At 71.7% G+C, this 26391-nt stretch carries 18 protein-coding genes and 1 pseudogene; 7 read left to right on the top strand and 12 right to left on the bottom strand.

Going from position 1 to position 26391, the window contains the following annotated elements; genetic code table 11:
* Position 1: 1 nt before the first annotated feature.
* Positions 2–454, bottom strand: a complete 453-nt coding sequence (locus tag OG710_RS21820; RefSeq protein ID WP_443064334.1) for a hypothetical protein — start codon at positions 452–454, stop codon at positions 2–4.
* Between the two features lie 5 nt (positions 455–459).
* Positions 460–827 (bottom strand): annotated as a pseudogene (locus OG710_RS21815) (putative T7SS-secreted protein); the annotation flags it as partial.
* 419 nt (positions 828–1246) lie between these two features.
* Here OG710_RS21815 and metG point away from each other — a divergent pair.
* Both metG and OG710_RS21800 read left to right on the top strand, forming a co-directional pair.
* Complete coding sequence (metG, locus tag OG710_RS21805) at positions 1247–2953, top strand: methionine--tRNA ligase (RefSeq protein WP_330240815.1); 1707 nt, start codon at positions 1247–1249, stop codon at positions 2951–2953.
* 105 nt (positions 2954–3058) lie between these two features.
* Entirely contained in the window at positions 3059–4543 is a 1485-nt protein-coding gene (locus tag OG710_RS21800; RefSeq protein WP_330240814.1) for a carboxylesterase/lipase family protein, read from the top strand.
* A 21-nt stretch (positions 4544–4564) separates the two neighbouring features.
* Here the strand turns inward: OG710_RS21800 and OG710_RS21795 are convergent, their stop codons facing one another.
* The 9 genes from OG710_RS21795 to OG710_RS21755 all read right to left on the bottom strand — a co-directional run bounded on the left by OG710_RS21795 (position 4565) and on the right by OG710_RS21755 (position 13310).
* On the bottom strand, positions 4565–4780 hold the full coding sequence (locus tag OG710_RS21795; RefSeq protein WP_037690105.1) for an EF-hand domain-containing protein: 216 nt from the start codon (positions 4778–4780) through the stop codon (positions 4565–4567).
* A 437-nt stretch (positions 4781–5217) separates the two neighbouring features.
* On the bottom strand, positions 5218–5733 hold the full coding sequence (locus tag OG710_RS21790) for an ATP-binding protein (protein WP_111338280.1): 516 nt from the start codon (positions 5731–5733) through the stop codon (positions 5218–5220).
* Positions 5734–5994: 261 nt separating this feature from the next.
* Positions 5995–6762, bottom strand: coding sequence for an enoyl-CoA hydratase/isomerase family protein (locus tag OG710_RS21785; RefSeq protein WP_330240813.1), 768 nt, complete (start codon positions 6760–6762; stop codon positions 5995–5997).
* Between the two features lie 114 nt (positions 6763–6876).
* Positions 6877–8133, bottom strand: coding sequence for a L,D-transpeptidase (locus OG710_RS21780; RefSeq protein ID WP_330240812.1), 1257 nt, complete (start codon positions 8131–8133; stop codon positions 6877–6879).
* Positions 8134–8289: 156 nt separating this feature from the next.
* Entirely contained in the window at positions 8290–9519 is a 1230-nt protein-coding gene (locus tag OG710_RS21775; protein WP_330240811.1) for a L,D-transpeptidase, read from the bottom strand.
* Positions 9520–9583: 64 nt separating this feature from the next.
* The gene (locus OG710_RS21770; protein ID WP_330240810.1) at positions 9584–10234 is read right to left on the bottom strand and encodes a response regulator transcription factor; all 651 of its coding nucleotides are present in this window, start codon (positions 10232–10234) and stop codon (positions 9584–9586) included.
* Positions 10235–10279: 45 nt separating this feature from the next.
* Entirely contained in the window at positions 10280–11533 is a 1254-nt protein-coding gene (locus OG710_RS21765; protein ID WP_330240809.1) for a sensor histidine kinase, read from the bottom strand.
* 36 nt (positions 11534–11569) lie between these two features.
* Positions 11570–12379: an ABC transporter permease gene (locus OG710_RS21760; protein WP_330240808.1), complete on the bottom strand. Its 810-nt coding sequence runs from the start codon at positions 12377–12379 to the stop codon at positions 11570–11572.
* A 1-nt stretch (position 12380) separates the two neighbouring features.
* Complete coding sequence (locus OG710_RS21755; RefSeq protein WP_330240807.1) at positions 12381–13310, bottom strand: ABC transporter ATP-binding protein; 930 nt, start codon at positions 13308–13310, stop codon at positions 12381–12383.
* Between the two features lie 177 nt (positions 13311–13487).
* Between OG710_RS21755 and OG710_RS21750 the strand changes: the two genes are divergently transcribed.
* The 3 genes from OG710_RS21750 to OG710_RS21740 all read left to right on the top strand — a co-directional run bounded on the left by OG710_RS21750 (position 13488) and on the right by OG710_RS21740 (position 19740).
* Positions 13488–15383 carry an ABC transporter ATP-binding protein gene (locus OG710_RS21750; protein WP_330240806.1) on the top strand — a complete coding sequence of 632 codons (1896 nt, stop codon included), beginning with the start codon at positions 13488–13490 and terminating at the stop codon, positions 15381–15383.
* On the top strand, positions 15380–17293 hold the full coding sequence (locus tag OG710_RS21745; protein WP_330240805.1) for an ABC transporter ATP-binding protein: 1914 nt from the start codon (positions 15380–15382) through the stop codon (positions 17291–17293). The genes OG710_RS21750 and OG710_RS21745 overlap by 4 nt, the downstream gene beginning before the upstream one ends.
* Positions 17294–17685: 392 nt before the next feature.
* Entirely contained in the window at positions 17686–19740 is a 2055-nt protein-coding gene (locus OG710_RS21740; protein ID WP_330240804.1) for a M4 family metallopeptidase, read from the top strand.
* A gap of 107 nt (positions 19741–19847) precedes the next feature.
* Here OG710_RS21740 and glgP read toward each other — a convergent pair whose 3' ends face one another.
* Positions 19848–22451 (bottom strand): alpha-glucan family phosphorylase, encoded by a 2604-nt coding sequence (gene glgP, locus OG710_RS21735; protein WP_330240803.1) that lies wholly within the window; start codon positions 22449–22451, stop codon positions 19848–19850.
* A 185-nt stretch (positions 22452–22636) separates the two neighbouring features.
* On the opposite strand from glgP, the gene OG710_RS21730 reads away from it, so the two are divergent.
* Both OG710_RS21730 and treS read left to right on the top strand, forming a co-directional pair.
* A complete protein-coding gene (locus OG710_RS21730) occupies positions 22637–24670 on the top strand; it encodes an alpha-1,4-glucan--maltose-1-phosphate maltosyltransferase (RefSeq protein WP_330240802.1) in 2034 nt (677 codons plus the stop codon).
* Positions 24667–26373, top strand: coding sequence for a maltose alpha-D-glucosyltransferase (gene treS / locus OG710_RS21725; RefSeq protein ID WP_330240801.1), 1707 nt, complete (start codon positions 24667–24669; stop codon positions 26371–26373). Before OG710_RS21730 ends, treS begins: the two co-directional genes overlap by 4 nt.
* The last annotated feature ends 18 nt before the right edge of the window (positions 26374–26391 follow it).

The following is a 26391-nucleotide window of genomic DNA, read 5'->3' as shown; positions in this document are numbered from 1 at the left end:
TCTACTCGGAATCCTGCCTTCTACGATGGCCTCGTGCGTGACCGGCCCACCGGAATCCGTAGCCTGGCCACCGAGCGCCGACGCTCCGGAGCTTCCCTTGACCCTCGACGGCCCGTATGCGGTGATGACCCGGCCGGCCTCGGAGGACGACGTCCTCGCCCTGTCGGAAGATGAGATTTCCGGCCGACCCTGTCGAGTGGTACACCGCGTCCGGGTTCTTGAGGATTTCCAGAACCCGTTCGTCGGTGAAGCCGTGCCTGGTGTCCGCGTGATAGGCGGGATGCTTGCGGAACCTGCCGTCCGGCGCGTTCTCGATGACGTCGTCCCGGTGCGGGTTGTTGACATAGGCGACCGGATTCGGCGCCGGTGCCAGTCCCAGCGGGGCCGGGGAGGCGTAGCGGCCGGTTTCCGGGTCGCAGTGGCGGAAGACGTTGTAGTGGAGGCCGGTCTCCAGGTCGTAGTACCGGCCGGGTCGTTCGCGGCGACCACCAGCCCGGCCGCCAGGCTGTTGAGCGAGGTGGCGTACTCGGCCGGGTGCGTCAGGTTGTACGGGTCCATCGGGTTGACGCCCCGCACGAAGTCGACGATGCCCGCCGACGCCTTGATGATCCCGCCGTCCACTTGTCGATCGCCGTCTGCGCCTGGCCCTGTGCCCAGGTGACGGTGTCCGCGAAGGCGTCGAGCGCCCCCAGCGCCCCGGCCGCGGCGTCGGCGGCCGCGTAGCACTTCGGCGGCTGGGTGCTCACCGCGGTGCGCAGGGCGTCGGCCGTCTCGCCCTTGAGCTCTCCGGAGTCCAGCCCCTTCAGCCCGTCACCGGTGCCGTCGAACTGCTCGTCGGAGATCCCCAGCGCGCTGTTGAACATGTCGGCCCGGCGCCCGCCGGTACCCTCCGTGAGGACCGTGCGGCCGGTGTCCTTCCAGGTCTGCCCCATGTCCTGGCCGGCCTGCCGAAACGACTCCGGGCTGTAGTCCGGGTCCAGGTGGTCCGGCGTGAGGACATCGCCCCAGTCCTGCCGGGCGATCTCCTCCTCACTCGCATGCGGGTTCCCGCCGGGGCGGGGGTCGTGCCGGGCCCGGAAATGCGGTGAGGGCGGCTGTCGGGTATTGGCTAGGATGGATGCGGCCTGCAACAGCGCGCCACCGGCACGTTCCCGCGTCCGACCGGTGCACCGCGGCAGGAATCCGACCTCGACTCCGTGCCGGGCCGCAGCCGGCTCTACGCAGCAGAAATTGGGAGCATCCGACGATGACTCGACACCTGATCACCAGCGCGCTTCCCTACATCAACGGGATCAAGCACCTGGGGAACCTGATCGGGTCGATGCTCCCGGCGGACGTGTACACACGGTACCTGCGCCAGCGCGGCGAGGACGCGCTGTACATCTGCGCCACCGACGAGCACGGCACCCCGGCCGAGCTGGCCGCGAAGGCGGCCGGGCTGCCGGTCGCGGAGTTCTGCGCGCGGCAGCACGACGCGCAGCGGGCGGTCTACGAGGGCTTCGGGCTCTCCTTCGACTACTTCGGCCGCAGCTCCTCCGCGCAGAACCGCGAGATCACCCAGCACTTCGCCCGCAAGCTCCACGAGAACGGCTTCATCGAGGAGCGGGCGATCCGCCAGGTCTTCTCGATCGCCGACGACCGCTTCCTGCCGGACCGCTACATCGTCGGCACGTGTCCGCACTGCGGTTACGACAAGGCGCGCGGCGACCAGTGCGAGAACTGCACGCGCGTGCTGGACCCGACCGACCTCATCGAGCCGCGCTCCGCGATCAGCGGCAGCAGCGAGCTGGAGGTCCGGGAGACCAAGCACCTTTTCCTGCTCCAGTCGAAGCTGTCCGGCGAGGTCGAGGCGTGGATCGACGAGACCGGTGAGGAGTGGCCGCAGCTGGCCTCCTCGATCGCCCGCAAGTGGCTCACCGAGGGCCTGCACGACCGGGCGATCACCCGCGACCTGGAGTGGGGCGTGCCGGTCCCCGCGGACACCTGGCCGGAGCTGGCGGCCGAGGGCAAGGTCTTCTACGTCTGGTTCGACGCCCCCATCGAGTACCTCGGGGCGACGAAGGAGTGGGCGGACCTGGAGCCGGAGTCCCGCGACTGGAAGTCCTGGTGGTACGAGGCCGACGACGTCCGGTACACGCAGTTCATGGCCAAGGACAACGTCCCGTTCCACACGGTGATGTTCCCGGCGATGCAGATCGGCACCCGTGAGCCGGTCAAGCGGGTGGACCTGGTCAAGGCGTTCAACTGGCTCAACTACTACGGCGGGAAGTTCTCGACCTCGCAGCAGCGCGGGATCTTCTCCGACACGGCCCTGGAACTGCTGCCGGCCGACTACTGGCGCTACTTCCTGATGGCGCAGGCCCCCGAGTCGGACGACACGTCGTTCACCTGGGAGCTGTTCGCCACCTCGGTCAACAAGGACCTGGCCGACACCCTCGGCAACTTCGTCAACCGGGTGCTGTCCTTCTCCCGCAAGCGCTTCGGCGACGAGGTGCCGGCGGGCAAGGAGGCCGGGGAGGCCGAGCACAAGCTGGGCGAGGAGATCGCGCGGCTGCTCGCGGAGTACGAGGGCCACCTGGAGGCGCTCCAGTTCCGCAAGGCCGCCCAGGCGCTGCGCGCGCTGTGGAGCGCGGGCAACTCCTACCTGGAGGAGAAGGCCCCCTGGCTGGAGATCAAGACCGACCAGGAGGGCGCGGCGCTGACCCTGCGTACCGCGATGAACCTGATCCACCTGTACGCGGTCGTGTCGGAGCCGTTCATCCCGGCGTCGGCGCGGGCCATGCGCGAGGCGTTCGCCCTGGCGGACGACTCGGCGACGTGGGTCGGCGCGGACGAGGCGCGCGCCCTGGCGTCGGTGCCGGCCGGGACCGCCTTCACGGTGCCGCCGGTGCTCTTCGCCAAGATCACGGACGAGGACCTGGAGACCTGGCGCTCGCGCTTCGGCGCCCAGTAGTCCGCACGCGGTACGCCGGGGACCGCCGGCCTCCCCCTGGCCGCCCCGGCGGGACCGTGGTCTGCTGGAGCCCACGTCCGACGAGCGCGGAAGGGGCGGCAGGCCATGGCAGACCCGTCCCCGCCGCCCGCGCCGTACGCCGAGACGGTCCACGGCACCGTGCGCGGCACGTACGAGCGCGGGGTCGCCGTGTTCCGTGGCATCCCGTACGCGGCGGCCCCGGTCGGCGCACGGCGCTTCGGGGCGCCCGCGCCGCCGGAGCCCTGGACCGGGGTGCGGGCGGCCACCGCGTTCGGGCCGACCGCGCCCAAGCGGCCCTACGCCCCGCCGCTCGACCGGCTGCTGGCCGACCCCTCGGTGCCGGGCGAGGACTGCCTGAACCTCAATGTGTGGACGCCGGACCCCGCGGGCGCCGGGCTGCCGGTGCTGGTCTGGGTGCACGGCGGCAACCTGCTGCACGGCTCCTCCGCCCTTCCGCTGTACGACGGCACGGCGTTCGCCCGCGACGGGGTGGTGTGCGTGTCGGTCAACTACCGGCTGGGCATGGAGGGGTTCGCCGTGCTCCCGGACGCGCCGGCCAACCGGGGGCTGCTCGACCAGCTGGCTGCCCTGGGCTGGGTGCGGGACAACATCGCGGCGTTCGGCGGCGATCCGGACCGGGTCACGCTGTGCGGCGAGTCGGCGGGCGCCATCGGCATCGGGGCGCTGCTCTCCGCGCCGCGGGCGCACGGGCTGTTCCGGCGGGCGGTGCTGCAGAGCGGCGTCCCCTCGGCGCTGCCCGTGGCCGAGGCGCGGCGGACCACGGAACTCGTCGCGCGGCGGCTCGGGGTGGCGGCGACGGCGCGGGCTCTGGCCGGGGTGGACCCGGCGGCGCTGCTGGCGGCGCAGGGCGCCGTGACGGACGGGGGCTCACCGCTGACCGGCGGGCACGCGTTCCGGCTGGTGGTGGACGGCGAGCTGCTGCCCCGCGACCCGCTGGAGGCCCTGCTCGACGGGGCCGGGGCCGGGGTGGGGCTGCTGATGGGCTCGAACACCGAGGAGTACCGGCTGTGGTTCGTGCCGAGCGGGCTGACCGAACGGCTCTCCCGTACGAGGCTGCGGCTGGCGCTGCTGAAGTCGCGGGTGCCGCGCGCCACGGTCCGTACGTACCGCGCCAACCGGCCCGGCGCCACGCGCGGCGAGTTGCTCGGCGCGCTTGCCACCGATCTGCTGCTTCGGGTGCCGCTGAACCGGCTGGCCGACGCCCGCGCCCCCGGCACCACGCATCTGTACGAGTTCGGCTGGCCGTCCCCGGTCGGGGGGCTCGGGGCCTGTCACGGGCTGGAGATCGGTTTCGTCTTCGACACCCTGCGCACCCCGGACGCGGTGGCGCTGGCGGGGTACGACGCGCCCCAGGAGCTGGCCGGCGCGATGCACGCGGCGTGGGTGCGGTTCGCGGTGTCCGGCGCGCCCGGCTGGCCGGGGTGGGACGCCTCGCGCCCGGTGATGCGCTTCGGGCCCGGTGCCCCGGCGGTGGTCCGGGCCCCGCGTGACGACGAACTGCGCGGCTGGCCCCCGTACCGGCGGGGCGGGCGCCGGAACACCCCCTGAGTCAGGGGTGTCCGGTCGCGGTCAGCCCTTGTTCTGCGCGGCCCAGAACTCGTCGAAGGTGAGGAGCCCGTCGCCGTTGGTGTCGTGGGAGTTGATCACGGCCTGCGCGACCGGCTCGGTGACGTAGGGGTCACCCAGCTGGGCCATGACGCTCTTGTACTCGGCAGCCGAGATCAACCCGTCGCCGTTCAGGTCGTACCGCTCGAACGCCTTGCGCGCCGACTCGATGTCCGCCATTGTTCCGCCCCCTTCGTAGGACTGTCTGACGATGCTCAGATTAACGGGCGCCCCGCGCGGCCCATTCGGCGGCCGGTGGGTCCCCTCCGCGACCGCTGTCCACATCGTGGATGATCAACAGAACATGCCGGAGCATTCATGAATATTCATGGATTTGCAGGCAAGTGACCCAACACACCTACATTTCACCTCTAAACTGTCCGCTTTTGTCATAGAAGTGAAGAGTTTGTCGCTTTGGCCAGAGGGTCGCCCCTCTGTCATAGTCGGTGTCACGACCTCCTCCGACCCGAGCCAGGTCGTCACATGCGGCCGTGAACACACCCCCCATTTCACGGTCCCCCACAGAAGCCCCCGAGGCGCCGCACCACGGCCATTCCGGGGGCTTCTGCGTTCCCGGAGGCGGGTTCTCCGCGGGCCCGGACGGGGGGCGGGGTCGGTCAGCGGTCGGAGATGCGCATCTCGAACCAGGTGGTCTTGCCGCGCGGTAAGAGGTCCACGCCCCAGCGGTCGGAGAGCTTGTCCACGAGCATCAGGCCGCGCCCGCTGATGTCCATCTCGCGGACCGGCATCAGACAGGGCAGCCCCCGTGAGGGGTCGCGCACCTCGATCCTGATCCAGCCGCGGCGGCGCAGCATGCGTAACCCGAAGACGCGGGCGCCGGTGTGCCGCACGGCGTTGCCGACGAGTTCGGAGACGAGCAGCACGGCGTGTTCGGCGGCCTGCGGGGAGAGCGCCCACTGATGCAGGATGACGCATCCGGTGAGCCGCCGGGCGGTGGCGGCGGACTCCGGACGGGAGGGCAGCCGCACTTCCTCCTCCGTCGGGTTTCCGAACAACTCCAGCGCTTTGAACGCCTGTTCGTCCTCGACGGCCGGCAATCTCCGTGCCGCTGTCGCGCTGCTGCGCGGTCGCGGCTGCTCCACACCCTCCAGGCCCGCCATGCACACCATCATGGCCGCACGGCGGGCCCTCCGGGGCCGTTCCGGGGGAATCCCCGACCGGCAATCAGCCCTCCCCCGAGCGGCAACCGGCATATGCCAGTGGCATGTCGCGCCTCGGAATACGCGTTCTGACCTGCGGCGACGATGCCCCTTTCGGAGTTCACGCGAGAGGGGGCCCCGGCGGTTCCCGGGGTCCCCCCGCGCTTTCGCCAATCCGCCCGCACGGATGAACGCGCCCGTACGCGTTCTCCATCGGTGTTCGGTCAGAGACGGTCAGAGGAACTTCGCCTTGCCCGGACCCTCCTCCACAAAGCTGCGCATTCCGCGCTCCCGGTCCTCCGTGGCGAACAGACCTGCGAACCAGGTTCGCTCGATCGTGAGGCCGGTGTCGATGTCCGTCTCCAGTCCGGCATCGACGGCCTCCTTGGCCGCGCGCAGGGCCAGCGCGGGGCCCTTCGCCAGCCGGGCCGCCCAGGCGTGCGCCTGCTCGTACACCTCGGCGGCGGGCACCACGCGGTCCACCAGGCCCATGGTCAGGGCCTCGTCCGCCTTGACGTGCCGGCCGGTGAAGATGAGGTCCTTGGCCTTGGCGGGGCCCACCAGCCGGGCGAGCCGCTGGGTGCCGCCGGCGCCCGGAATGAGGCCGAGCAGGATCTCCGGCTGGCCGAGCCGCGCGTTGTCCCCGGCGATCCGGAAGTCCGCGCAGAGGGCGAGTTCGCAGCCGCCGCCCAGCGCGTACCCGGTGACGGCCGCGACGACGGGCTTGGGGATGCGGGCCACGGCGGTGAAGGAGTCCTGGAGGGCCTTGGAGCGCAGCACCATCGCCGCGTGGTCCATGGCCTGCATCTCCTTGATGTCCGCGCCGGCCGCGAACACCTTCTCGCCGCCGTAGAGCACCACGGCCCTGATGTCGTCGCGCCGGGACGCCTCTTCGGCCAGTTCGCGCAGCCGGTCCTGGGTCGCGACGTCCAGGGCGTTCATCGGCGGGCGGTCCAGCCGGATGGTGCCGACGCCGCCGCTTGCTTCGAGGGTTACGGTCATGTCAGGCAGGTTAACCGGCGCTAACCCGTGCGGCACCGGGCGGGGCGGCGGACGCGGGCGGGCCCGGCACCGGGTGTCCGGTGCCGGGCCCGCCGTACGGTCCGGGAGCGCCGGTCAGGCGGTCCACTCCGACCAGCTCATGTTCCAGCCGTTGAGACCGTTGTCCGGACTGATCGTCTTGTCCTGGGAGTTCTCCACGACGACGACGTCGCCGATGAGCGAGTTGTCGAAGAACCAGGCCGCGGGCATCTTCGAGTCGCCGCCGCCGCGCACGTCCTGGAGGCCGACGCAGCCGTGGCTGGTGTTGGCGCTGCCGAAGACGCCGGGCCCGCCCCAGTAGTTGCCGTGGATGAAGGTGCCCGAGGTGGACAGGCGCATCGCGTGCGGCACGTCCTTGATGTCGTACTCGCCGCCGAAGCCGACGGTGTCCCCGTTCATCCGGGTGACCCGCAGCTTCTCGCTGATGACCATCTGGCCGTTGTACGTGGTGGTGGCCGGGGCGCCCGCCGAGATCGGGATGTCCTTGATCTGCTCGCCGTCGCGGACGACCTTCATCCGGTGCGACTTGGCGTCGACCGTGCTGACCTGGCTGCGGCCGATGGTGAAGGAGACGGTCTTGGCCTGCTTGCCGTAGACGCCGGGCCGGCCCTCCACGCCGTCGAGGTTCAGCTCGACGGTCACCTTGGTGCCGGCCGCCCAGTACTTCTCGGGGCGGAAGTCCAGGCGGTCGTTGCCGAACCAGTGGCCCTCGACCGGGACGGCCGGTTCGGCGGTCACCTTGATGGCCTTCTCGACGGCCTCGGGGGCGGTGATGCCCCGCGTGAAGTGGATGGAGACCGGCATGCCGACGCCGACCGTCGAGCCGTCCTCCGGGGTGTACTGGCCGATGAAGGTGTTCTTGGGGACGAGCGTGGTGAAGGTGGTGTCCTTCGCGGACTCGCGGCCCTTGGCGTCCTTGGCCACCGCGTGGACCTTGTACTTGGTCGCCGCCGCCAGGTGCCTCTCGGGCGTCCAGCTCGCGCCGTCGGCCGCGATCGTGCCCTCGACCTCGCCGCCCTTGGGGTCGGAGACCTTGACCGTGGTCAGCTTCCCCCGCTCCGCCGTGATCTTCAGCGCGCCGCTGGTGGCGACGTCGTCGGTGCCGTCCTCGGGCGCGACGGTCACCACGGCCTGCGAGGCGCTGGTGTCCTGCTCCGCGACCCCGCCCGCCTTGGCCGACCCCGCCTTGCCGCCGTCGGTGCCGCCCCCGCCGCACGCCGTCACCAGCAGCAGCAGCGCGCCCATCGCCAGCGCCGGCAGACCGGTGACCCTGCGCACCCGTCGTCCGCCGCCCGCCACGGCCGATGTCCCCGATATCGGCTGCCCGTTCAATGTGGTCGTCTCCCCTCACACGGCCTGGCCCCGCCAAGGCCCCGGGAACCCGTGGGTTCCCGCCCCCGCGCGCTGCACCTGCGCGCTCAGTAAAGAGATAATCACACCGACTGTGGGCAGATCGCCCCGGAAATGTCACCGTTCCGTCCCAAGTGGTCAGCGCGCGGCGGAGCCCGCCCGCCACTGGTTCCAGGTGAGGTTCCAGCCGCCCAGGCCGTTGTCCGGCGCGACCGTCCTGTCCCGCGAGTTGACGACCTCGACCACGTCCCCGACGAGGGTGCGGTCGAAGAACCAGCCGGCCGGGGTCGAGCCGCTGCCGCCCCGGACGTCACGCAGCCCGATGCAGCCGTGGCTGACGTTGGTGGAGCCGAACACCTCGTCGTCGGACCAGTAGTTGCCGTGCAGGAAGGTGCCGGACCTGGTCAGCCGGATGGCGTGCGGCACGTCCTTGATGTCGTACTCGCCGCCGAAGCCGACGGTGTCGCCGTTCATCCGCGTCACCTCGTGCATCTCGCTGACCACCATCTTCCCGTTGTACGTGCGGGTGGAATCGGAGCCCGCGGTGACCGGGAGGGTGGAGACCAGCTCCCCGTCGCGGCGCACCTCCATCGTGTGCGCGGCGACGTCCACCCGCGAGATCTGCTCCCGGCCCACCGTGAACCGCACGGTCTTGTCCTGGCTGCCGTACACCCCCGGCGCGCCCTCCACGTCGCGCAGCCCGATGTCCACCGTGACCTCGGTGCCCGGCTCCCAGTAGGCGGCCGGGCGGAAGTCCAGCCTGTTCCGGCCGAACCAGTGCCCCGCGACGGCCACCGGCGGATCGGCGGTCACCCGGATCGCCCGCTCCACCGCCGCGCGCCGGGTCACCGGGCGGCTGAACTCGAACGACACGATCATCCCGGTACCGACCGTGGAGCGGTTCTCCGGCTTGAAGTAGCCGATGAAGCGGTGCCCGGGGACCGCCGTGGTGAAGGTGGTGTGCCGGGCCGCGCGGTGGCCGTCGCCGTCCACCGCCACCGCGTCCACGGCGTACTTGGCGGCGAGCGCCAGCCGGGTCCCCTTCTTCGGCGCCCAGGAACGGCCGTCCCCGGCGACGGCGCCCGGCACCTCCTCCTCCCGCGCGTCCTCGATCCGCCGCACCCGGACGCTCTCCAGCCGCCCGTCCGGCACCCGCACCTCCAGCGGTCCGTCCGCGCGGACGTCCTCGGCCCGGTCGGCGGGGACGATCCGGATCGCCTCCCGCTGCGCCCCGGACTTCCCGCCCAGGAACGAGCCGGCGCCCGAACATGCCGTGAGCACGGCCAGCAGGACCAGTACGGCGAGCGTCCCCGGCCCGGCCGGTGCGGCGGTCCGGCGCGCCGCCGCCTTCTTCGCTACGTGATTCATGACCCGCCAACGACGGGGGCGGGCCGGGGGAAACGTGGGTGCGGGCCGTCCGGGCGGGGGCGGCTCAGCCCAGGATGCCCCGGTCGTAGCCGGCGGCGACGGCGGCGGCCCGGTCCTTGACGCCCAACTTGGCAAACATATGGGTGAGATGGGTCTTCACGGTGGCCTCGCTGATGAACAGCTCGGCGGCGATCTCCCGGTTGGAGGTGCCGCGAGCCACCAGCGTCAGCACCTCGCGCTCGCGGGCGGACAGGGTCTCGTTGCCGGGGGCGGCCGGGGCGCGGACCGCCGAGACGAGCCGGGAGGCCACGGCGGGCGACAGGACGGTACGGCCGTCGGCGGCGGCCCGGACGGCGGTGAACAGCTCCTCGCGGGGCGCGTCCTTGAGGAGGTAGCCGGTCGCGCCCGCCTCGATCGCGGGCAGGGTGTCGGAGTCGGTGTCGTACGTGGTGAGGACGAGGACCTTGGAGCGGGCGCCGCGCCGGGTCAGCTCGGTGATCGCGGCGACCCCGCCGCCGCCCGGCATCCGCAGGTCCATCAGCACCACGTCGGGGTCGAGCCGGGCGGTCATCTCGACGCCCTCGACCCCGTCGGCCGCCTCGCCGAGCACCCGGAACTCCGGTGCGGAGGCGAACATCCCGCGCAGTCCGTCCCGTACGACGGGGTGGTCGTCGACGACGATCAGGGTGATGACGCGCGCGGGTTCCCGGTCCATACGGCCAACCGTACGGGACGGGTGCCGGGGCCACCCGACGGCCTCTCAGACGTGCGGCACCATGGGGACGCGGGCGCAGACCGCCGTACCGAGACCGGGCCCGGTCTCCACCTCGACGGTGCCCGCGATGCGTTCGGCGCGCGAGCGCATGCCGCCGAGCCCGAAGCCGCCGGCGCCCCGGTACGGGGGCAGCGCGGCCGGGTCGAAGCCGCGGCCGTCGTCGCGCACGTCGAGGGTGATCTCGTCGCCCATGTAGGACAGGGTGACCCCGGCTCGCGAGGCCACCGCGTGCCGGCCGGCGTTGGCGAGGGCCTCCTCGGCGATCCGGAGCAGGGTGGCGCCGACCTCGTCGTGCAGCGGGGCGACGGTGCCGGTGACGGTGAAGTCGGCGCGGACCCCGGTCCGTTGGGACCAGGTGGTGACCGTCTTGCGGAGTGCGCCGGGCAGGTCGTCCTCCTCCAGGGCGGCGGGGAGCAGGTTGTGCACCGATCGGCGGGCCTCGCCGAGGCTGTGCCGGGCGAGCGCGGCGGCCCGCACCACGTGTTCGCGGGCGAGTACGGGGTCGGTGTCGGCGGTCGATGTGGCGGCCTGGAGCTGGGCGATGATGCCGGTCAGGCCCTGGGCGATGGTGTCGTGGATCTCGGCGGCCAGCCGGCGCCGTTCGTCGGCGACACCGGCCTCGCGGGCCTGGACGAGGAGCTGGGCGTGGAGCCCGGCGTTCTCCACGAGGGCCTGTTCCAGGCGGGCGTTGGCGGTCTCCAGGGCGGTGATGGTGGCGGTCCTGGCCCGTTCCTGGTCGGCCTCCCGATCGCCGATCTGGGCGAAGATCATGGTGAGGGTGACGTGGACGGCCAGCACGACGCCGAAGACGACCCAGTTCAGCGCGGTGGCGGGCGGCAGGGGGCTGCCGCTCTGAGCACCCGCCATGATGACGGCGACGGCGAGCAGTCCGGGCCGGACGCCGCGGCACGGGAGCACCCGCGCGGCGTCGAAGTAGCCGAGCACCGCGTAGATGGAGAAGAAGGGGTTGCACCAGGTGAGCCCGAAAGCCAGCAGGGTGCGGACGGTGAAGTAGCCGGCGCCGGTGCGCGGTGAGGCCCCGGCGGCCGCGCGGGACCACCACAGCTGGAGCGCCAGGGCCGCCGGCAGGAGCACGGCGGCGACGCGTTCGTCGGTCGGGGTCATCAGGAACGGCCGAGAGACCGCGGAGACGAGGGTGGCGAGGGCGAGCAGCCCGTACGGCCCGTACCGGAAGAACCGGCCCCACCACTGTTCGGCCGTCGTGACCTGTGCGCTCATGCGGTCCAGTCTCCCCCGCGCCCCCGCTCCCCCCTGCTACTGCCACCTGAAGCGGCGGACCGCGACCCAGCCGGCGGCGAGCGTCCAGGCGGCGACCGCGCCCAGGTGGGCCCAGTCCGGCCAGCCGCCCCGGGCGGCCTGGTCCAGGGCCTGCGACGCGGCGCCGAAGGGGGTGGCCTGGACGACGCGGCGGAGCGCCTCGGGCATGGCCTGGACCGGCACCCAGACGCCTGCGGTGAACATCATCGCGAAGTAGACGACCGAGCCGACGGTCGCGGATATCCGGGTCGTCCGGGAGACGGCGCAGATCAGCGAGCCGATGGCGAGGACGCAGGCGACCGCGAGCAGCAGTGCGAGCAGATAGCCGGTCGGCTGTCCCGGCAGGCGCACTCCGTAGGCGGTCCGGCCGACCGCGACGACCAGCAGCGCGGAGACGAGCGCGGCGGCGCCGTGCAGCACCATCTGCGCGCCCAGCAGGGCGGCGGGCGGTACCGGAGTGGTGGACATGCGGCGCAGGATGCCGCGTTCGCGGTAGCCGGTCAGGACCGGTGGCATCGCCTGGAGCCCGGCCATGATCAGGGCGAGCAGCACCGAGACCGGGACGTACAGATCGATGACCCGCCGTCCGCCGAGCCCGTCGTCGTGCTCCCGGAAGGAGGGGACGAAGCCCAGGATCACCAGGAGCACGGTCGGGAAGACGACGATCCAGAACAGGTTGCCGGGTTCGCGCAGGAAGAGCCGGTACTCCGCCTTGATGACGGCGAGGTACGCGCGGGACCCGGCGCCTGCGGTCCGGGGCCCGGCGGGGGTGGTGGGTGCTGTGGGTGTGGTGGGTGCTGTGGCCATCTCAGGATGCCCGTTCTGTGAGTCCGGGCCCGTCCTCGGGGCCGGTGAGGTCGAGGAAGGCGTCGTCGAGGGTGGCCTCGGAGACGCGGAGGCGGTGGGCGGTGACGCCGCGCCGGGCCAGCAGCGAGATGACGGCGTTGACGGTCTCGTCGGTGCCGTTGACGAGGACCCGGCCGTCCCGTGTCTCGCGGGAGACCGCGCCGGGCAGTGCGGCGAGTTCGGCCTCGGGCAGGGGTTCGGACGGCGTGAACGAGATGACCGTGGACCCGTCGGCTCCGGCGACGAGCCCGGCCGGGGTGTCGAGCGCGACGAGACGCCCCCGGTCGATGACGGCGATCCGGTCGCAGAGGCGCTGGGCCTCCTCCATGAAGTGGGTGACGAGCACGACGGTGACGCCGCCGTCGCGCACGTCCTCGATCAGCTGCCAGGTGTCGCGCCGGGCACGCGGGTCCAGGCCGGTGGTCAGCTCGTCCAGGATGACGACGCGGGGCCGGCCGACGAGGGCGAGCGCGATGGACAGCCGCTGCTTCTGGCCGCCGGAGAGCCGCTGGAAGCGGGTGTCCAGCTTGCCGTTCAGGCCGAGCCGTTCGGCGAGCGGGCGCCAGTCGGCGGGGTCCGGGTAGAAGGCGCTGTACAGGTCGAGGGCCTCGCGCACGGTGATCTTGGGCTGGAGTTCGCTCTCCTGGAGCTGGGCGCCCAGCAGCCCGGTCACCCGGTCGCGGTCGGCGACCGGGTCGAGTCCGGCGACCCGGACGGTTCCGGCGTCGGGGGCCCGCAGCCCCGCGACGCATTCCACGGTGGTGGTCTTGCCCGCGCCGTTGGGGCCGAGAATCCCGAAGATCTCCCCCTCCTCGACGGAGAAGCCGATCCCGTCGACCACGGGGCGGCCGGCGTACGCCTTGTGCACCCCGTTCGCTTCGATGATTGCCATGGCACGAGTGTCGGCGCGGCCGGCCGGCCGGGGTATCGGCCATCACGCTCGAACCGGCATCCACCGATCGGCTGATGCCGCCCTACGACCCCGCGCGCCGGGGTGGCGGCAAGCGGGAGGGGACCGGTGGCACAAAACCACAGGACCGATATCCGGACGGACCGTAGGCTCCTCCTGATGCGCCAGGAACATGTAGACCCCAAGGACCGTTCGGCCGTACGTTCCCTGCTGCGGCTGTGGCCGTATGTGCGGCCCGTACGCGGCCGGCTCTTCGGCGCCGCCCTGGTGGCGGTCGTCGCCTCCTGCCTGAGTCTGGTGATCCCGCTCGTCCTGAAGTGGATCGTCGACGGCCCGGTCGCCGGCCGCGACCCGGACGGGGTCTGGCTGGGCGCGCTGGTCCTGCTGCTCCTGGGCCTCGTCGAGGCGGTGCTGTTCGGGGTGCGGCGATGGCTGGTGGCGCGTCCGCTGGCCGGGGTCGAGGCGACGATGCGGGCGGACCTCTACCGTCATCTGCAACGGCTCCCGGTGGCCTTCCACGACCGCTGGCCGTCCGGGCAGCTGCTGTCGCGCGGGACCGCGGACCTGTCGCTGCTGCGCATGTTCCTGGCCTTTCCGCTGACCTTCCTGCTGGTCAACGCGACCACGATCCTGGTCGGGTTCGTGGTCCTGATGTTCCAGGAGTGGACGCTGGGACTGGTGCTGCTGGCCCCGGTCGTGCCGCTGGTCATCGTCTGCTCGGTCTTCGAGGCGAAGTACGCGAAGGTGGCGCGGCGGGCCCAGGACCAGGTCGGCGATCTGACCACGGTCGTCGAGGAGAGCGTGCTCGGCATCCGCATCATCAAGGGGTTCGGCCGGCACCGCAGCCAGGCGGACGCCTTCCGGGTCCTCGCCCGGGGGCTGCGCACCACGGAGCTGAACAAGGCGCGGCTGCTCGCCTGGATCTGGACCCTGATCACCACGCTGCCCGAACTCGCCATCGGGGCGGCGCTGGTGTTCGGCACGATCCAGGTCGCGGACGGCGGCCTGTCGGCGGGCACCCTGGTGGCGTTCCTCTCCACGGCGCTCGCGCTGCGCTGGCCCGTCGAGTCGATCGGCTTCCTGCTGGCGATGAGTCAGGAGGCGGCGACCGCGACGGAGCGGTTCTTCGAGGTGATGGACGTCGCCGAGGAGGCGGACGCCGCGCTCCCGGCCCGGTCCGGCGACCCGGACCGGGAGCCGGGCGGCATGGTCTTCGAGGGCGTCGAGTTCCGTTACCCGGACGCGGAGGAGGGCTCGCCGCCGGTGCTGGCCGGGATCGATCTGCGTATCCGGCCGGGCGAGACGATGGCCCTGGTCGGCGCGACGGGCTCCGGGAAGACCACGCTCACCGCGCTGGTGCCCCGGCTGTACGAGGCGACCGCCGGGCGGATCACGCTGGACGGCGAGGACATCACCGCGATGCCGCGCACCCGGCTGCGGGAGCTGGTGTCGGTGGCGTTCGAGGAGCCGACGCTGTTCTCCGCATCGGTCGGCGAGAACGTGCTGATGGGCGCGGCGGACGGCGGCGACGAGGAGTTGCGGCGCGCGCTCGGCGTCGCCCAGGCCGGGTTCGTCGACGCGTTGCCGCACGGGGTGGACACGGAGGTCGGCGAGCAGGGGCTGAGCCTGTCCGGCGGCCAGCGCCAGCGCCTCGCCCTGGCCAGGGCCGTGGTGGGCCGGCCGCGCTTCCTGGTGCTGGACGACCCGCTCTCGGCGCTCGACGTGCACACGGAGGCCCTGGTGGAGGCGGCGCTGCGCCAGGTGCTCGCGGAGACGACCGCGGTGGTGGTCGCGCACCGGCCGTCCACCGTGATGCTCGCGGACCGGGTGGCGCTGCTGTCGGAGGGCCGGATCGCGGCGGTCGGCACCCATCAGGAGCTGCTGCGGACCAGCGCGGAGTACGCGTGGCTGATGTCCGGCGCGGAGCATGCCGCCGAGGAGCGGGAGACCGGTACGCGGGAGACCGGCGGGGCGGGCTCCGGCCCCGGCTCCGGCCCCATTGAGAACGAGGACTTGGGCGCGAAGGCCCCTGCCGAGGAGGGCAGCACCCGATGACGAGCACCACGACCGGCCGCCCCGCCGAACCGGGCGACGAGAAGGACCCGGCACGGGAGGAAACGGCCCCGGAGAGCACGGCGCCGGAGGCGGAGGCGGACGACCGGACCGAGGCTCCCGGTGATCCCTTCGACCGGGACGACCTGCCGTCCCCGCGCGGCGCCACCCGGCAGCTGCTCGCCTCACTGCTGCGCCCGTCGCGCGGGCGGGTGGTGGTCGCCGCCCTGTACATCCTGTTGCAGCAGGCGGCGGTGCAGGCGGGCCCGCTGCTGGTGGCGTACGCCATCGACAGCGGGGTGCCGGCCTTCCGGGACCACGACTACGGGCCGCTGATCGCGGTGGCGCTGGGCTACGCGCTCTGCTCGGTCGGCGCGGGCGTCCTCCAGTACGCGTTCATCCAGGTGTCGGCGCGGATCAGCCAGGACGTCCTGCTCGATCTGCGCGGCCGGATCTTCCGGCACGCGCAGGCGCTGAGCGTGGACTTCCACGAGCGGTACACCTCGGGCCGGCTGATCTCGCGGTCCACCTCGGACCTGGAGGCGCTGCGGGAGCTGCTGGAGGAGGGGCTCCAGGAGCTGATCCACGTCTTCCTGTCGTTCCTCTCGATCGCCGTGGTGCTGCTCTGGCTGGACCTGGCGACGGGCGCGGCGGCCGTACTGTCCTTCCTTCCGCTGTATCTGCTGGTGCGGCAGTACCGCAGGCGCTCCTCGGTGATCTTCTCCGCGCGCTCGTCGGCGATCGCCTCGGTGATCGTGAAGTTCGCGGAGACCATGAACGGCATCCGGCCCGTCCAGGCGTTCCGCCGGGAGCCGGTCAACGACGCGGCGTTCGCGGAGCTGAACGCGCGTCACCGGGGGACCAACGGCGACGCGATGCTGGAGAACGCGCGGTACGTCGTCGGCTCGCGGCTGGTCGCCAACACGGCGGTGGCCGGGATCGTGCTCTGGGGCGCGTACCGGGTGGCCGCCGGGGACCTGGCGCTCGGGGTGCTGGCCGCGGTGGTGCTGTATCTGCGGCGGCTGTACGACCCGATCGACCGGCTCAGCATGTTCCTGAACTCCTTCGAGTCCGCCGCCGCGTCGATGGCGAAGATCGCCGGGCTGCTGGCCCAGACGCCGACGGTTCCGGAGGCCGTCGAACCGTGCGCGCTGCCGGCCCGTCCGGGCTCGCTGCCGGGCCGCGAGGTGGTGTTCGACGGGGTGAGCTTCGGCTACCGGACGGGCGGCGAGGTGCTGCCGCGCTTCGACCTGACGATCCCGGCGGGGCAGACGGTCGCGGTGGTCGGCTCCACGGGCGCCGGCAAGTCCACGCTCGCCAAGCTGCTGGCCCGGTTCTACGACCCGTCCGGGGGCCGGGTCCTGCTGGACGGCACCGATCTGCGGGACCTGGCCACGCCGGAGCTGCGGCGCGGCGTGGTGATGGTGACCCAGGAGGCGTTCCTGTTCTCCGGGACGGTCGCGGACAACATCGCGATCGGCCGGCCGGAGGCGAGCCGCGAGGAGATCGAGCGGGCCGCCGAGGCGATCGGCGCCCATGGCTTCATCACCGGACTGCCGGACGGCTACGACACCGATGTGCGCAAGCGGGGCGGCCGGATCTCGGCCGGGCAGCGCCAGCTGGTGGCCTTCGCCCGCGCGCTGCTCGCCGACCCGGCGGTGCTGATCCTCGACGAGGCGACCAGTTCGCTGGACATCCCCGGCGAGCGCGCGGTGCAGCAGGCCATGGACACCGTGCTGCGCGGCCGCACCGCCGTGGTGATCGCGCACCGGCTTTCGACCGTGGAGGTGGCGGACCGGGTGCTCGTGATGGAGCGGGGGCGGATCGTGGAGGACGGTGCGCCGGACGAACTCATCGCGGGCACGGGCCGGTTCGCCGGACTGCACCGCGCCTGGCGCGAGAGCCTGGCCTGACACCGCGACTCCCGCCCGTCCGTTCGGTCGTTTGATCATCGAACGGATGGGCGAGATTGCGCCACACCCGCCTCCCGTCTCGACAGGTGGGAACTTTCCGGTTGTTCACATTCCCTTCGCACCGCGTAGCGGGGCCCGTCACTCCGGGCGGCCCCAGGCCCCTGGGGGCACGGGGCCCGAGGGAGGCCTCGCGGCGCCCTCGGGTGAAGATCCCGGAAACGTCCGCTTAACGAACACACATGGTCCGGCAACGAACTAGTTCCGGCCAAGTTGTTGACGCGGTCCTGACAGAAGTGGCCGACTCCTGACACTCTTCACCCCGTTCCGCGCACTGCTTGCTTGACCGGCCGGCTCACCCAGCCGCCGGTACCCCCCTCGCAGAAGGAGTCCGCGTGAGATCCACGCACAGCCGTCGTGCCACCGCGACCGGCGCTCTCATAGCCGCCGCAGCCCTCCTCGTCGGCGTCCAGACCGGATCGGCCACGGCCGCCCCGGACAACGGAAACGGCAAGACCGCCACCGCCTCCGAGGCCAACCCCGGCGCCCTGCCCAAGCAGCTCTCGCCCTCCCAGCGCGCCGAGCTGATCCGCGAGGCCAACGCGAGCCGGGCCGCCACGGCCAAGGAGCTCGGCCTCGGCGCCAAGGAGAAGCTCGTCGTCCGCGATGTCGTCCAGGACCGCGACGGCACCACCCACACGCGTTACGAGCGCACCTTCGACGGCCTGCCCGTCCTCGGCGGCGACCTGGTCGTCCAGGAGTCCAAGGCCGGCGCCACCAAGAGCGTCGTCAAGGCGTCCAAGGCCACCGCCGCCCAGCTGAAGGCCGTCGACACGGTCGCGGACATCGCCCCGGCGACCGCCACCAAGCAGGCGCTCGGCGCGGCCAAGGCGGCCGGCTCGGACAAGGCCGAGGCCGACCGGGCCCCCCGCAAGGTCGTCTGGATGGCCTCGGGCACCCCGCAGCTCGCCTACGAGACCGTCGTCGGCGGCCTCCAGGAGGACGGCACCCCGAACGCGCTGCACGTCATCACCGACGCCTCCAGCGGAGCCAAGCTCTTCGAGTGGCAGGCGATCGAGAACGGCGTCGGCAACACCGAGTACAGCGGCCAGGTCACCCTGGGCACCTCCGGGTCCTCCGGCTCGTACAACCTGACCGACACCGCCCGCGGCAGCCACAAGACGTACAACCTGAACCACGGTACGTCCGGCAAGGGCACCCTCTTCTCCGGCTCCGACGACGTCTGGGGCAACGGCAGCCCCTCGAACGCCGAGACCGCCGCGGCCGACGCCCACTACGGCGCGGCCGAGACCTGGGACTACTACAAGGAAGTCCACGGCCGCAGCGGTATCCGGGGCGACGGCGTCGGCGCGTACTCCCGCGTCCACTACGGCAACAACTACGTCAACGCCTTCTGGGACGACAGCTGCTTCTGCATGACGTACGGCGACGGCAGCGGCAACTCCAACCCGCTGACCTCGCTGGACGTGGCCGCCCACGAGATGAGCCACGGCGTCACCTCCAACACCGCCGGCCTGATCTACAGCGGCGAGTCCGGCGGCCTCAACGAGGCGACCAGCGACATCTTCGCCACCGCCGTCGAGTTCTACGCCAACAACTCCACCGACAAGGGCGACTACCTCATCGGTGAGAAGATCGACATCAACGGCGACGGCACCCCGCTGCGCTACCAGGACAAGCCGAGCCGCGACGGGATGTCCAAGGACTCCTGGTACTCGGGCATCGGTAACATCGACGTGCACTACTCGTCGGGCCCGGCCAACCACTTCTTCTACCTGCTGTCCGAGGGCAGCGGCGCGAAGACCATCAACGGCGTCAACTACGACTCCCCGACCTCGGACGGCCTGCCGGTGACCGGCATCGGCCGCGCCAAGGCCGAGCAGATCTGGTTCAAGGCGCTCACCACGAAGTTCACCTCCACCACCAACTACGCCAGTGCCCGCACCGGCACGCTCGCGGTGGCCGGTGAGCTGTACGGCACGACCAGCGCCGAGTACAAGTCGGTGGCCGACGCCTGGGCCGCCATCAACGTCGGCTCCCGCCCCGGCGGCGACCCCGACCCCGGTGACGGCGACGGAGACGGCACCGTCTTCCAGAACAACACCCCGGTCACCATCCCGGACGCGGGCTCCGCGGTCACCAGCGCGATCACTGTCACCGGCCGCTCCGGCAAGGCGCCCAGCGCCCTCAAGGTCGGCGTGGACATCACCCACAGCTGGCGCGGTGACCTGGTCATCGACCTCATCGCCCCGGACGGCACCGCCTACCGGCTGAAGAACGCCTCGTACTACGACTCGGCGAGCGACGTGAAGACGACGTACACCGTCAACGCGTCCTCGGAGAACGCCAACGGCACCTGGAAGCTCCGCGTCCAGGACATCTACTACTACTACGGCGGCACCATCAACGGCTTCAAGCTGACCTTCTGAACGAAGGCGCCGCGCCGCACGGGTCACCGCATGACCCGCCGCTGACACGGAACCGCCCGGAGGGAGACCACTCCCCTCCGGGCGGTTCCGCCATGCCGGGCCCCGGCTCAGCGCAGCAGCACCCCGCCGCCCTCGTTCGCCGCCCCGGCGGGCTGGGCGACCAGCCCGAGTTCGGCGCCGCAGGACAGCAGCCGGTGCGCGGGCAGCACCCGCACCGTGTAGCCGTAGGGCCCCGTCCGGTCCAGGGCGAGCGGGCCCTCGTACAGCCAGTGGCCCTCCAGGTCCTGGCCGCCCGCCGGCTTCAGCGGGAAGACCTGCGCGCCGGTGATCGCGTCGGACGAGTCCACCCGCCCGGCCACCGCCTGCACCTCCACGTCCCCGGGCGCCAGCGCCCCCAGCGAGATCCGCACCCGCAGCCCCAGCGTGGAACCCAGCTCCGCCGTCGTACCCGAGCCGGTCGGCGTCACCGCCTCCACATGGTCCACCGCCACCCGGGGCCAGGCCGCCCGGACCTTCGCCTTCCAGCCCGCCAGCTCCCGCGAGCGCGCCGGGTCCATGGTGCGCCCGGCCGCCGCCGCGGGGGCGTACAGCCGCTCGACGTACTCCGCGACCATCCGGTCCGCGAGGACCCTGGGCCCCAGGGTGCCCATCGTGGCCCGGACCATCTCGATCCAGCGGGCGGGCAGCCCCTCGTCGCCCCGGTCGTAGAAGTGCGGCGCGATCCGGTCCTCGACCAGCTCGTACAGGGCGCCCGCCTCCAGGTCGTCGCGCCGGTCCTCGTCCAGCGCGGCGCCCTCGGCCGTCGGGATCGCCCAGCCGAAGTCCGGCTCGTACCACTCGTCCCACCAGCCGTCCAGCACCGACAGGTTGAGGCAGCCGTTGAGCGCGGCCTTCATCCCGCTGGTCCCGCACGCCTCCAGCGGACGCAGCGGATTGTTCAGCCAGACGTCGCAGCCCGGATACAGCTTCTGGGCCATCGCCATGCCGTAGTCGGGCAGGAAGACGATGCGGTGGCGGACCCGTGCGTCGTCGGCGAACCTGACCAGCTCCTGGACCAGCCGCTTCCCGCCGTCGTCGGCGGGGTGCGCCTTGCCCGCGACGACGATCTGGACCGGCCGCTGCGGGTGCAGCAGCAGCGTCCGCAGCCGTTCGCGGTCGCGCAGCATGAGCGTCAGCCGCTTGTACGAGGGAACGCGGCGGGCGAAGCCGATCGTCAGGACGTCCGGGTCGAGCACGCCGTCGATCCAGCCGAGTTCGGCCGGCTCGGCGCCCCGGTGGCGCCAGGAGGCGTGCAGTCGCCGGCGGACCTCGTCCACCAGCTGTCCGCGCAGGGTGCGGCGCAGCTCCCACAGCCGGCGGGCGGGGACGTCGGCGACGGAGTCCCAGCGGCCGGGCACGCCGCCGGACTCGGCGCGCAGCCGCAGCACCTCGGGGGCGACCCAGGTGGGGGCGTGGACGCCGTTGGTGACGGAGGTGATCGGCACCTCGGGGGCGTCGAAGCCCGGCCAGAGCCCGGCGAACATCTCCCGGCTGACCGCGCCGTGCAGGGTGGAGACCCCGTTGGCGCGCTGGGCGAGGCGCAGCCCCATCACGGCCATGTTGAAGACGCCGGGATCGCCGCCGGGGTAGGTCTCGGTGCCGAGTTCCAGGACGCGTTCGGCGGGGACGCCGGGCAGTTCGCCGTCCTCGCCGAAGTGGCGGGCGACCAGGGCGCGGTCGAACCGGTCGATGCCGGCCGGGACGGGGGTGTGGGTGGTGAAGACGGTGCCGGCGCGCACGGACTCCACCGCGGCGTCGAAGTCCAGGCCGGTGCCGGCCAGTTCGCGGACGCGTTCGAGGCCGAGGAAGCCTGCGTGGCCCTCGTTGGTGTGGAAGACCTCGGGGGCGGGGTGGCCGGTGAGCCGGGCGTACGCGCGCACGGCGCGGACGCCGCCGATGCCGAGGAGCATCTCCTGGAGCAGCCGGTGCTCGCTGCCGCCGCCGTAGAGCCGGTCGGTGACCTCGCGTTCGCCGGGGGCGTTCTCCTCGACGTCGGAGTCGAGCATGAGCAGTGGGACCCGGCCGACGTGGGCCTGCCAGATCTGGGCGTGCAGGGAGCGGCCGCCGGGCAGGGCCAGGACGATCTGGGCCGGGGTGCCGTCGGGCTCGCGGATCAGGGTGAGCGGCAGCTCGTTGGGGTCGAGGACGGGGTAGTGCTCCTGCTGCCAGCCGTCCCTGGACAGGCTCTGCCGGAAGTAGCCGTGGCGGTAGAGGAGGCCGACGCCGATCAGGGGCACGCCCAGGTCGCTGGCGGCCTTGAGGTGGTCGCCGGCGAGGATGCCGAGTCCGCCGGAGTACTGGGGCAGGGCGGCGGTGACCCCGAATTCGGGTGAGAAGTAGGCGACGGCGGCGGGGAGTCCGCCGTCGCGCTCGCGCCGCTCCTGGTACCAGCGGGGGCCTTCGAGGTAGTCCCGGAGGTCGGCGGACGCCTCGGCGAGCCGCTGCAGGAACGCTTCGTCATGGGCCAGCTCGGCGAGCCGCCCCGCCGAGACGGAGCCGAGCAGGCGGACGGGGTCGCACTCCGCCGGGGGGCCGGCCGCCGGATCGACGGCCCGGAACAGCTCGCGGGTCTCGGTGTGCCAGGACCAGCGCAGATTGCGCGCCAGGTCGCTGAGGGGTTGGAGGGAGTCCGGGAGGACGGGACGCACGGTGAATCGACGAATGGCCTTCACGTATTCCAGCTTTACAGGGGCGGCGGGAATCGGGGCGGCACGCGGGAACGACCGGACGGCTTTGGACTGCCATTCGAGTGAATGCGTACGGAAGTGGCCACGCCCACCCCCCGTGAGTCGTCCACCGAGCGACTAGAAAGAACACGACTCCACCCTCGTGCTCCTCCAGTCCCCAGGTGATTCCATTGATCGGTCGCATTCCCGTTCTCGACGTCCGTCCGCTCGTCGATTGCGGCAGAAGGCCCGCCAAGGCCGTCGCCGGTGAGACTTTCGAGGTCACCGCGACCGTCTTCCGGGAGGGCCACGACGCGGTGGCGGCCAATGTGGTGCTGCGCGGTCCGGGCGGGCGGCCGGGACCCTGGACGCCGATGCGCGAGCTGGCCGCGGGCACCGACCGCTGGGGCGCCGAGGTCACCCCGGACGCCGAGGGGCGGTGGACGTACACGGTCGAGGCGTGGAGCGACCCGGTCGCCACCTGGCGCCACACGGCGGGGATCAAGATCCCGGCGGGCATCGACACCGAGCTGACGCTGGCCGAGGGCGCCGAGCTGTACGAGCGGGCCGCCGAGGGCGTGCCGAAGCGGGACGGGCGGGAGGCGGTGCTGGCCGCGGTGGACGCGCTGCGCGACGCGTCCCGGCCGGCCGGGGAGCGGCTGGCGGCGGCCCTGGCGCCGGAGGCGCGCGGGGCGCTGGACCGCCATCCGCTGCGGGAGCTGGTCACGGCGTCGCGCCCGCATCCGCTGGTGGTGGAGCGCCGGCGGGCGCTGTACGGCTCCTGGTACGAGCTGTTCCCGCGCTCCGAGGGGGCGAGGTACGAGCCGGCGAAGCCGCGCCGGGGGCGCGCTGCCGAGCCGGCCGCGGCGGGGGCGCCCCGGCTGGTCGGCGGTACGTTCCGCACGGCGGCGGAGCGGCTGCCGGCGGTCGCCGCGATGGGCTTCGACGTGGTGTACCTGCCGCCGGTCCACCCCATCGGCACGACGCATCGCAAGGGCCCGAACAACTCGCTGACCCCCGGTCCGCAGGACGTGGGCGTGCCGTGGGCGATCGGTTCGGCCGCGGGCGGGCACGACGCGGTCCATCCGGACCTGGGCACGCTGGAGGACTTCGGCCACTTCGTGGAGACGGCCCGCAATCTGCGCATGGAGGTGGCCCTGGACTTCGCGCTCCAGTGCTCGCCGGACCATCCGTGGGTGCGGGAGCATCCGGAGTGGTTCCGGCACCGGGCCGACGGCTCGATCGCGTACGCGGAGAATCCGCCGAAGAAATACCAGGACATCTATCCGATCGCCTTCGACGAGGACTTCGCGGGGATCGTCGCGGAGAGCGTGCGTATTCTGCGTTTCTGGATGGACCGCGGGGTGCGGATCTTCCGGGTCGACAATCCGCACACCAAGCCGGTGGTCTTCTGGGAGAAGGTCATCGCGGAGATCAACGGGACCGATCCGGATGTCATTTTCCTGGCCGAGGCGTTCACCCGCCCGGCGATGATGCGTACACTCGCGGCGATCGGGTTCCAGCAGTCGTACACGTATTTCACCTGGCGCAACACGCGGCGCGAAATCACCGATTACGTGACCGAACTGGCCGGTGAGACCGCCGCGTTCATGCGGCCCAATTTCTTCGTGAACACCCCCGACATCCTTCCCGGATACCTCCAGGAGGGCGGCAGGCCGGCCTTCGAGGCACGGGCGGTGCTCGCGGCGACCCTCTCCCCCTCCTGGGGGGTGTACGCGGGGTTCGAGCTGTGCGAGAACACCCCGATCCATCACGGCAGTGAGGAGTACCTCGACTCGGAGAAGTACGAGATCCGGCCCAGGGACTGGGAAGCCGCAGAGCGCGAGGGCCGGTCGCTGGCCCCGCTCATCACCTCGCTCAACCGGATCAGGCGCCGCAACCCGGCCCTGCAGCAGCTGCGCGACGTGCACTTCCACACGTCGGACAACGACGCGGTCATCGCGTACAGCAAGCGTTCCGGTTCGAACATCCTTCTGGTGGTCGTCAACCTCGACCCGCACCACACCCAGGAGGCGACCGTCTCGTTGGACATGCCGCAACTCGGCCTCGACCGGCACGAGAGCGTGCCGGTGCGTGACGAGCTCACCGGCACTTCCTATCACTGGGGCAGGACGTTCTATGTGCGCCTCGAACCGGGTGTGACACCCGCGCACATCGCCGTTCTGCGACCGTCCCCGCAGACCGGAGGGTCACCCACACCATGATCGTCAATGAGCCCGTCCACGACACATTCGAGGACACCCCGGCCAAGGACCGCGATCCCGACTGGTTCAAACGTGCCGTGTTCTACGAGGTCCTCGTCCGGTCCTTCCAGGACTCCAACGGCGACGGCATCGGGGACCTGAAGGGCCTCACCGCCAAGCTGGACTATCTGCAGTGGCTGGGCGTCGACTGCCTCTGGCTGCCGCCGTTCTTCAAGTCGCCGCTGCGCGACGGCGGTTACGACGTGTCCGACTACACCGCCGTGCTGCCGGAGTTCGGCGACCTCGCCGACTTCGTGGAGTTCGTCGACGCCGCCCACCAGCGCGGCATGCGCGTGATCATCGACTTCGTCATGAATCACACCAGCGACCAGCACGACTGGTTCCAGCAGTCCCGGACCGATCCGGACGGGCCGTACGGCGACTACTACGTCTGGGCCGACGACGACAAGCAGTTCCCGGACGCCCGGATCATCTTCGTGGACACGGAGACGTCCAACTGGACCTTCGACCCGGTGCGCAAGCAGTACTACTGGCACCGGTTCTTCTCGCACCAGCCCGACCTCAACTACGAGAACCCGGCGGTACAGGAGGAAATCATCTCCGCGCTGCGGTTCTGGCTGGACCTGGGCATCGACGGCTTCCGGGTCGACGCCGTGCCCTACCTCTACCAGCGCGAGGGCACCAACTGCGAGAACCTGCCCGAGACCCACCACTTCCTCAAGCGGGTCCGCAAGGAGATCGACGCCAACTACCCGGACACGGTCCTGCTCGCCGAGGCCAACCAGTGGCCGGAGGACGTCGTGGACTACTTCGGGGACTACGGCAGCGGCGGCGACGAGTGCCACATGGCGTTCCACTTCCCGGTGATGCCGCGGATCTTCATGGCGGTGCGGCGCGAGAGCCGCTACCCGGTCTCGGAAATCCTGGCGAAGACCCCGGCGATCCCGGACAACTGCCAGTGGGGCATCTTCCTGCGCAACCACGACGAGCTGACCCTCGAAATGGTGACGGACGAAGAACGCGACTACATGTACGCGGAGTACGCCAAGGACCCGCGGATGCGCGCCAACATCGGCATCCGCCGCCGGCTCGCCCCGCTGCTGGACAACGACCGCAACCAGATCGAGCTGTTCACCGCGCTGCTGCTGTCGCTGCCGGGCTCCCCGATCCTCTACTACGGGGACGAGATCGGGATGGGCGACAACATCTGGCTGGGCGACCGGGACGCCGTACGCACCCCGATGCAGTGGACGCCCGACCGCAACGCGGGCTTCTCCTCCAGCGATCCGGGCCGGCTCTACCTGCCCACGATCATGGACCCGGTCTACGGCTACCAGGTCACCAACGTCGAGGCGTCGATGGCCTCGCCGTCCTCGCTGCTGCACTGGACGCGGCGGATGATCGAGATCCGCAAGCAGAACCCGGCGTTCGGCCTCGGCACCTACAGCGAACTGCCGTCGTCCAACCCGGCCGTCCTCGCCTTCACCCGTGAGCACGGGGACGACCTCGTGCTGTGCGTCCACAACTTCTCGCGGTTCGCACAGCCGACGGAGCTGGACCTCACGTCCTTCAACGGGCGTCATCCGGTGGAGCTGACCGGCGGGGTGCGCTTCCCCGCCATCGGTCAGTGGCCCTATCTGCTGACGCTCGCGGGACACGGCTTCTACTGGTTCCGGCTGCGCAAGGACGCGCCGCCGAACTGACGGGCCGGGCCACCGGCG

The sequence above is a fragment of the Streptomyces sp. NBC_00525 genome, from assembly GCF_036346595.1.
In the GTDB taxonomy this organism is placed as follows: domain Bacteria; phylum Actinomycetota; class Actinomycetes; order Streptomycetales; family Streptomycetaceae; genus Streptomyces.
This window is presented reverse-complemented; position numbering and strand designations above follow the sequence as displayed.

Excerpts from the sequence above, each read along its gene's own strand:
- OG710_RS21750 (WP_330240806.1), top strand. The coding sequence starts at position 13,488 with ATGCGCCAGGAACATGTAGACCCCAAGGACCGTTCGGCCGTACGTTCC.
- treS (WP_330240801.1), top strand. The coding sequence starts at position 24,667 with ATGATCGTCAATGAGCCCGTCCACGACACATTCGAGGACACCCCGGCC.
- OG710_RS21785 (WP_330240813.1), bottom strand. The coding sequence starts at position 6,762 with ATGACCGTAACCCTCGAAGCAAGCGGCGGCGTCGGCACCATCCGGCTG.
- OG710_RS21775 (WP_330240811.1), bottom strand. The coding sequence starts at position 9,519 with ATGAATCACGTAGCGAAGAAGGCGGCGGCGCGCCGGACCGCCGCACCG.
- OG710_RS21770 (WP_330240810.1), bottom strand. The coding sequence starts at position 10,234 with ATGGACCGGGAACCCGCGCGCGTCATCACCCTGATCGTCGTCGACGAC.
- OG710_RS21790 (WP_111338280.1), bottom strand. The coding sequence starts at position 5,733 with ATGATGGTGTGCATGGCGGGCCTGGAGGGTGTGGAGCAGCCGCGACCG.
- OG710_RS21795 (WP_037690105.1), bottom strand. The coding sequence starts at position 4,780 with ATGGCGGACATCGAGTCGGCGCGCAAGGCGTTCGAGCGGTACGACCTG.
- OG710_RS21745 (WP_330240805.1), top strand. The coding sequence starts at position 15,380 with ATGACGAGCACCACGACCGGCCGCCCCGCCGAACCGGGCGACGAGAAG.
- metG (WP_330240815.1), top strand. The coding sequence starts at position 1,247 with ATGACTCGACACCTGATCACCAGCGCGCTTCCCTACATCAACGGGATC.
- OG710_RS21765 (WP_330240809.1), bottom strand. The coding sequence starts at position 11,533 with ATGAGCGCACAGGTCACGACGGCCGAACAGTGGTGGGGCCGGTTCTTC.
- OG710_RS21755 (WP_330240807.1), bottom strand. The coding sequence starts at position 13,310 with ATGGCAATCATCGAAGCGAACGGGGTGCACAAGGCGTACGCCGGCCGC.
- OG710_RS21800 (WP_330240814.1), top strand. The coding sequence starts at position 3,059 with ATGGCAGACCCGTCCCCGCCGCCCGCGCCGTACGCCGAGACGGTCCAC.
- OG710_RS21760 (WP_330240808.1), bottom strand. The coding sequence starts at position 12,379 with ATGGCCACAGCACCCACCACACCCACAGCACCCACCACCCCCGCCGGG.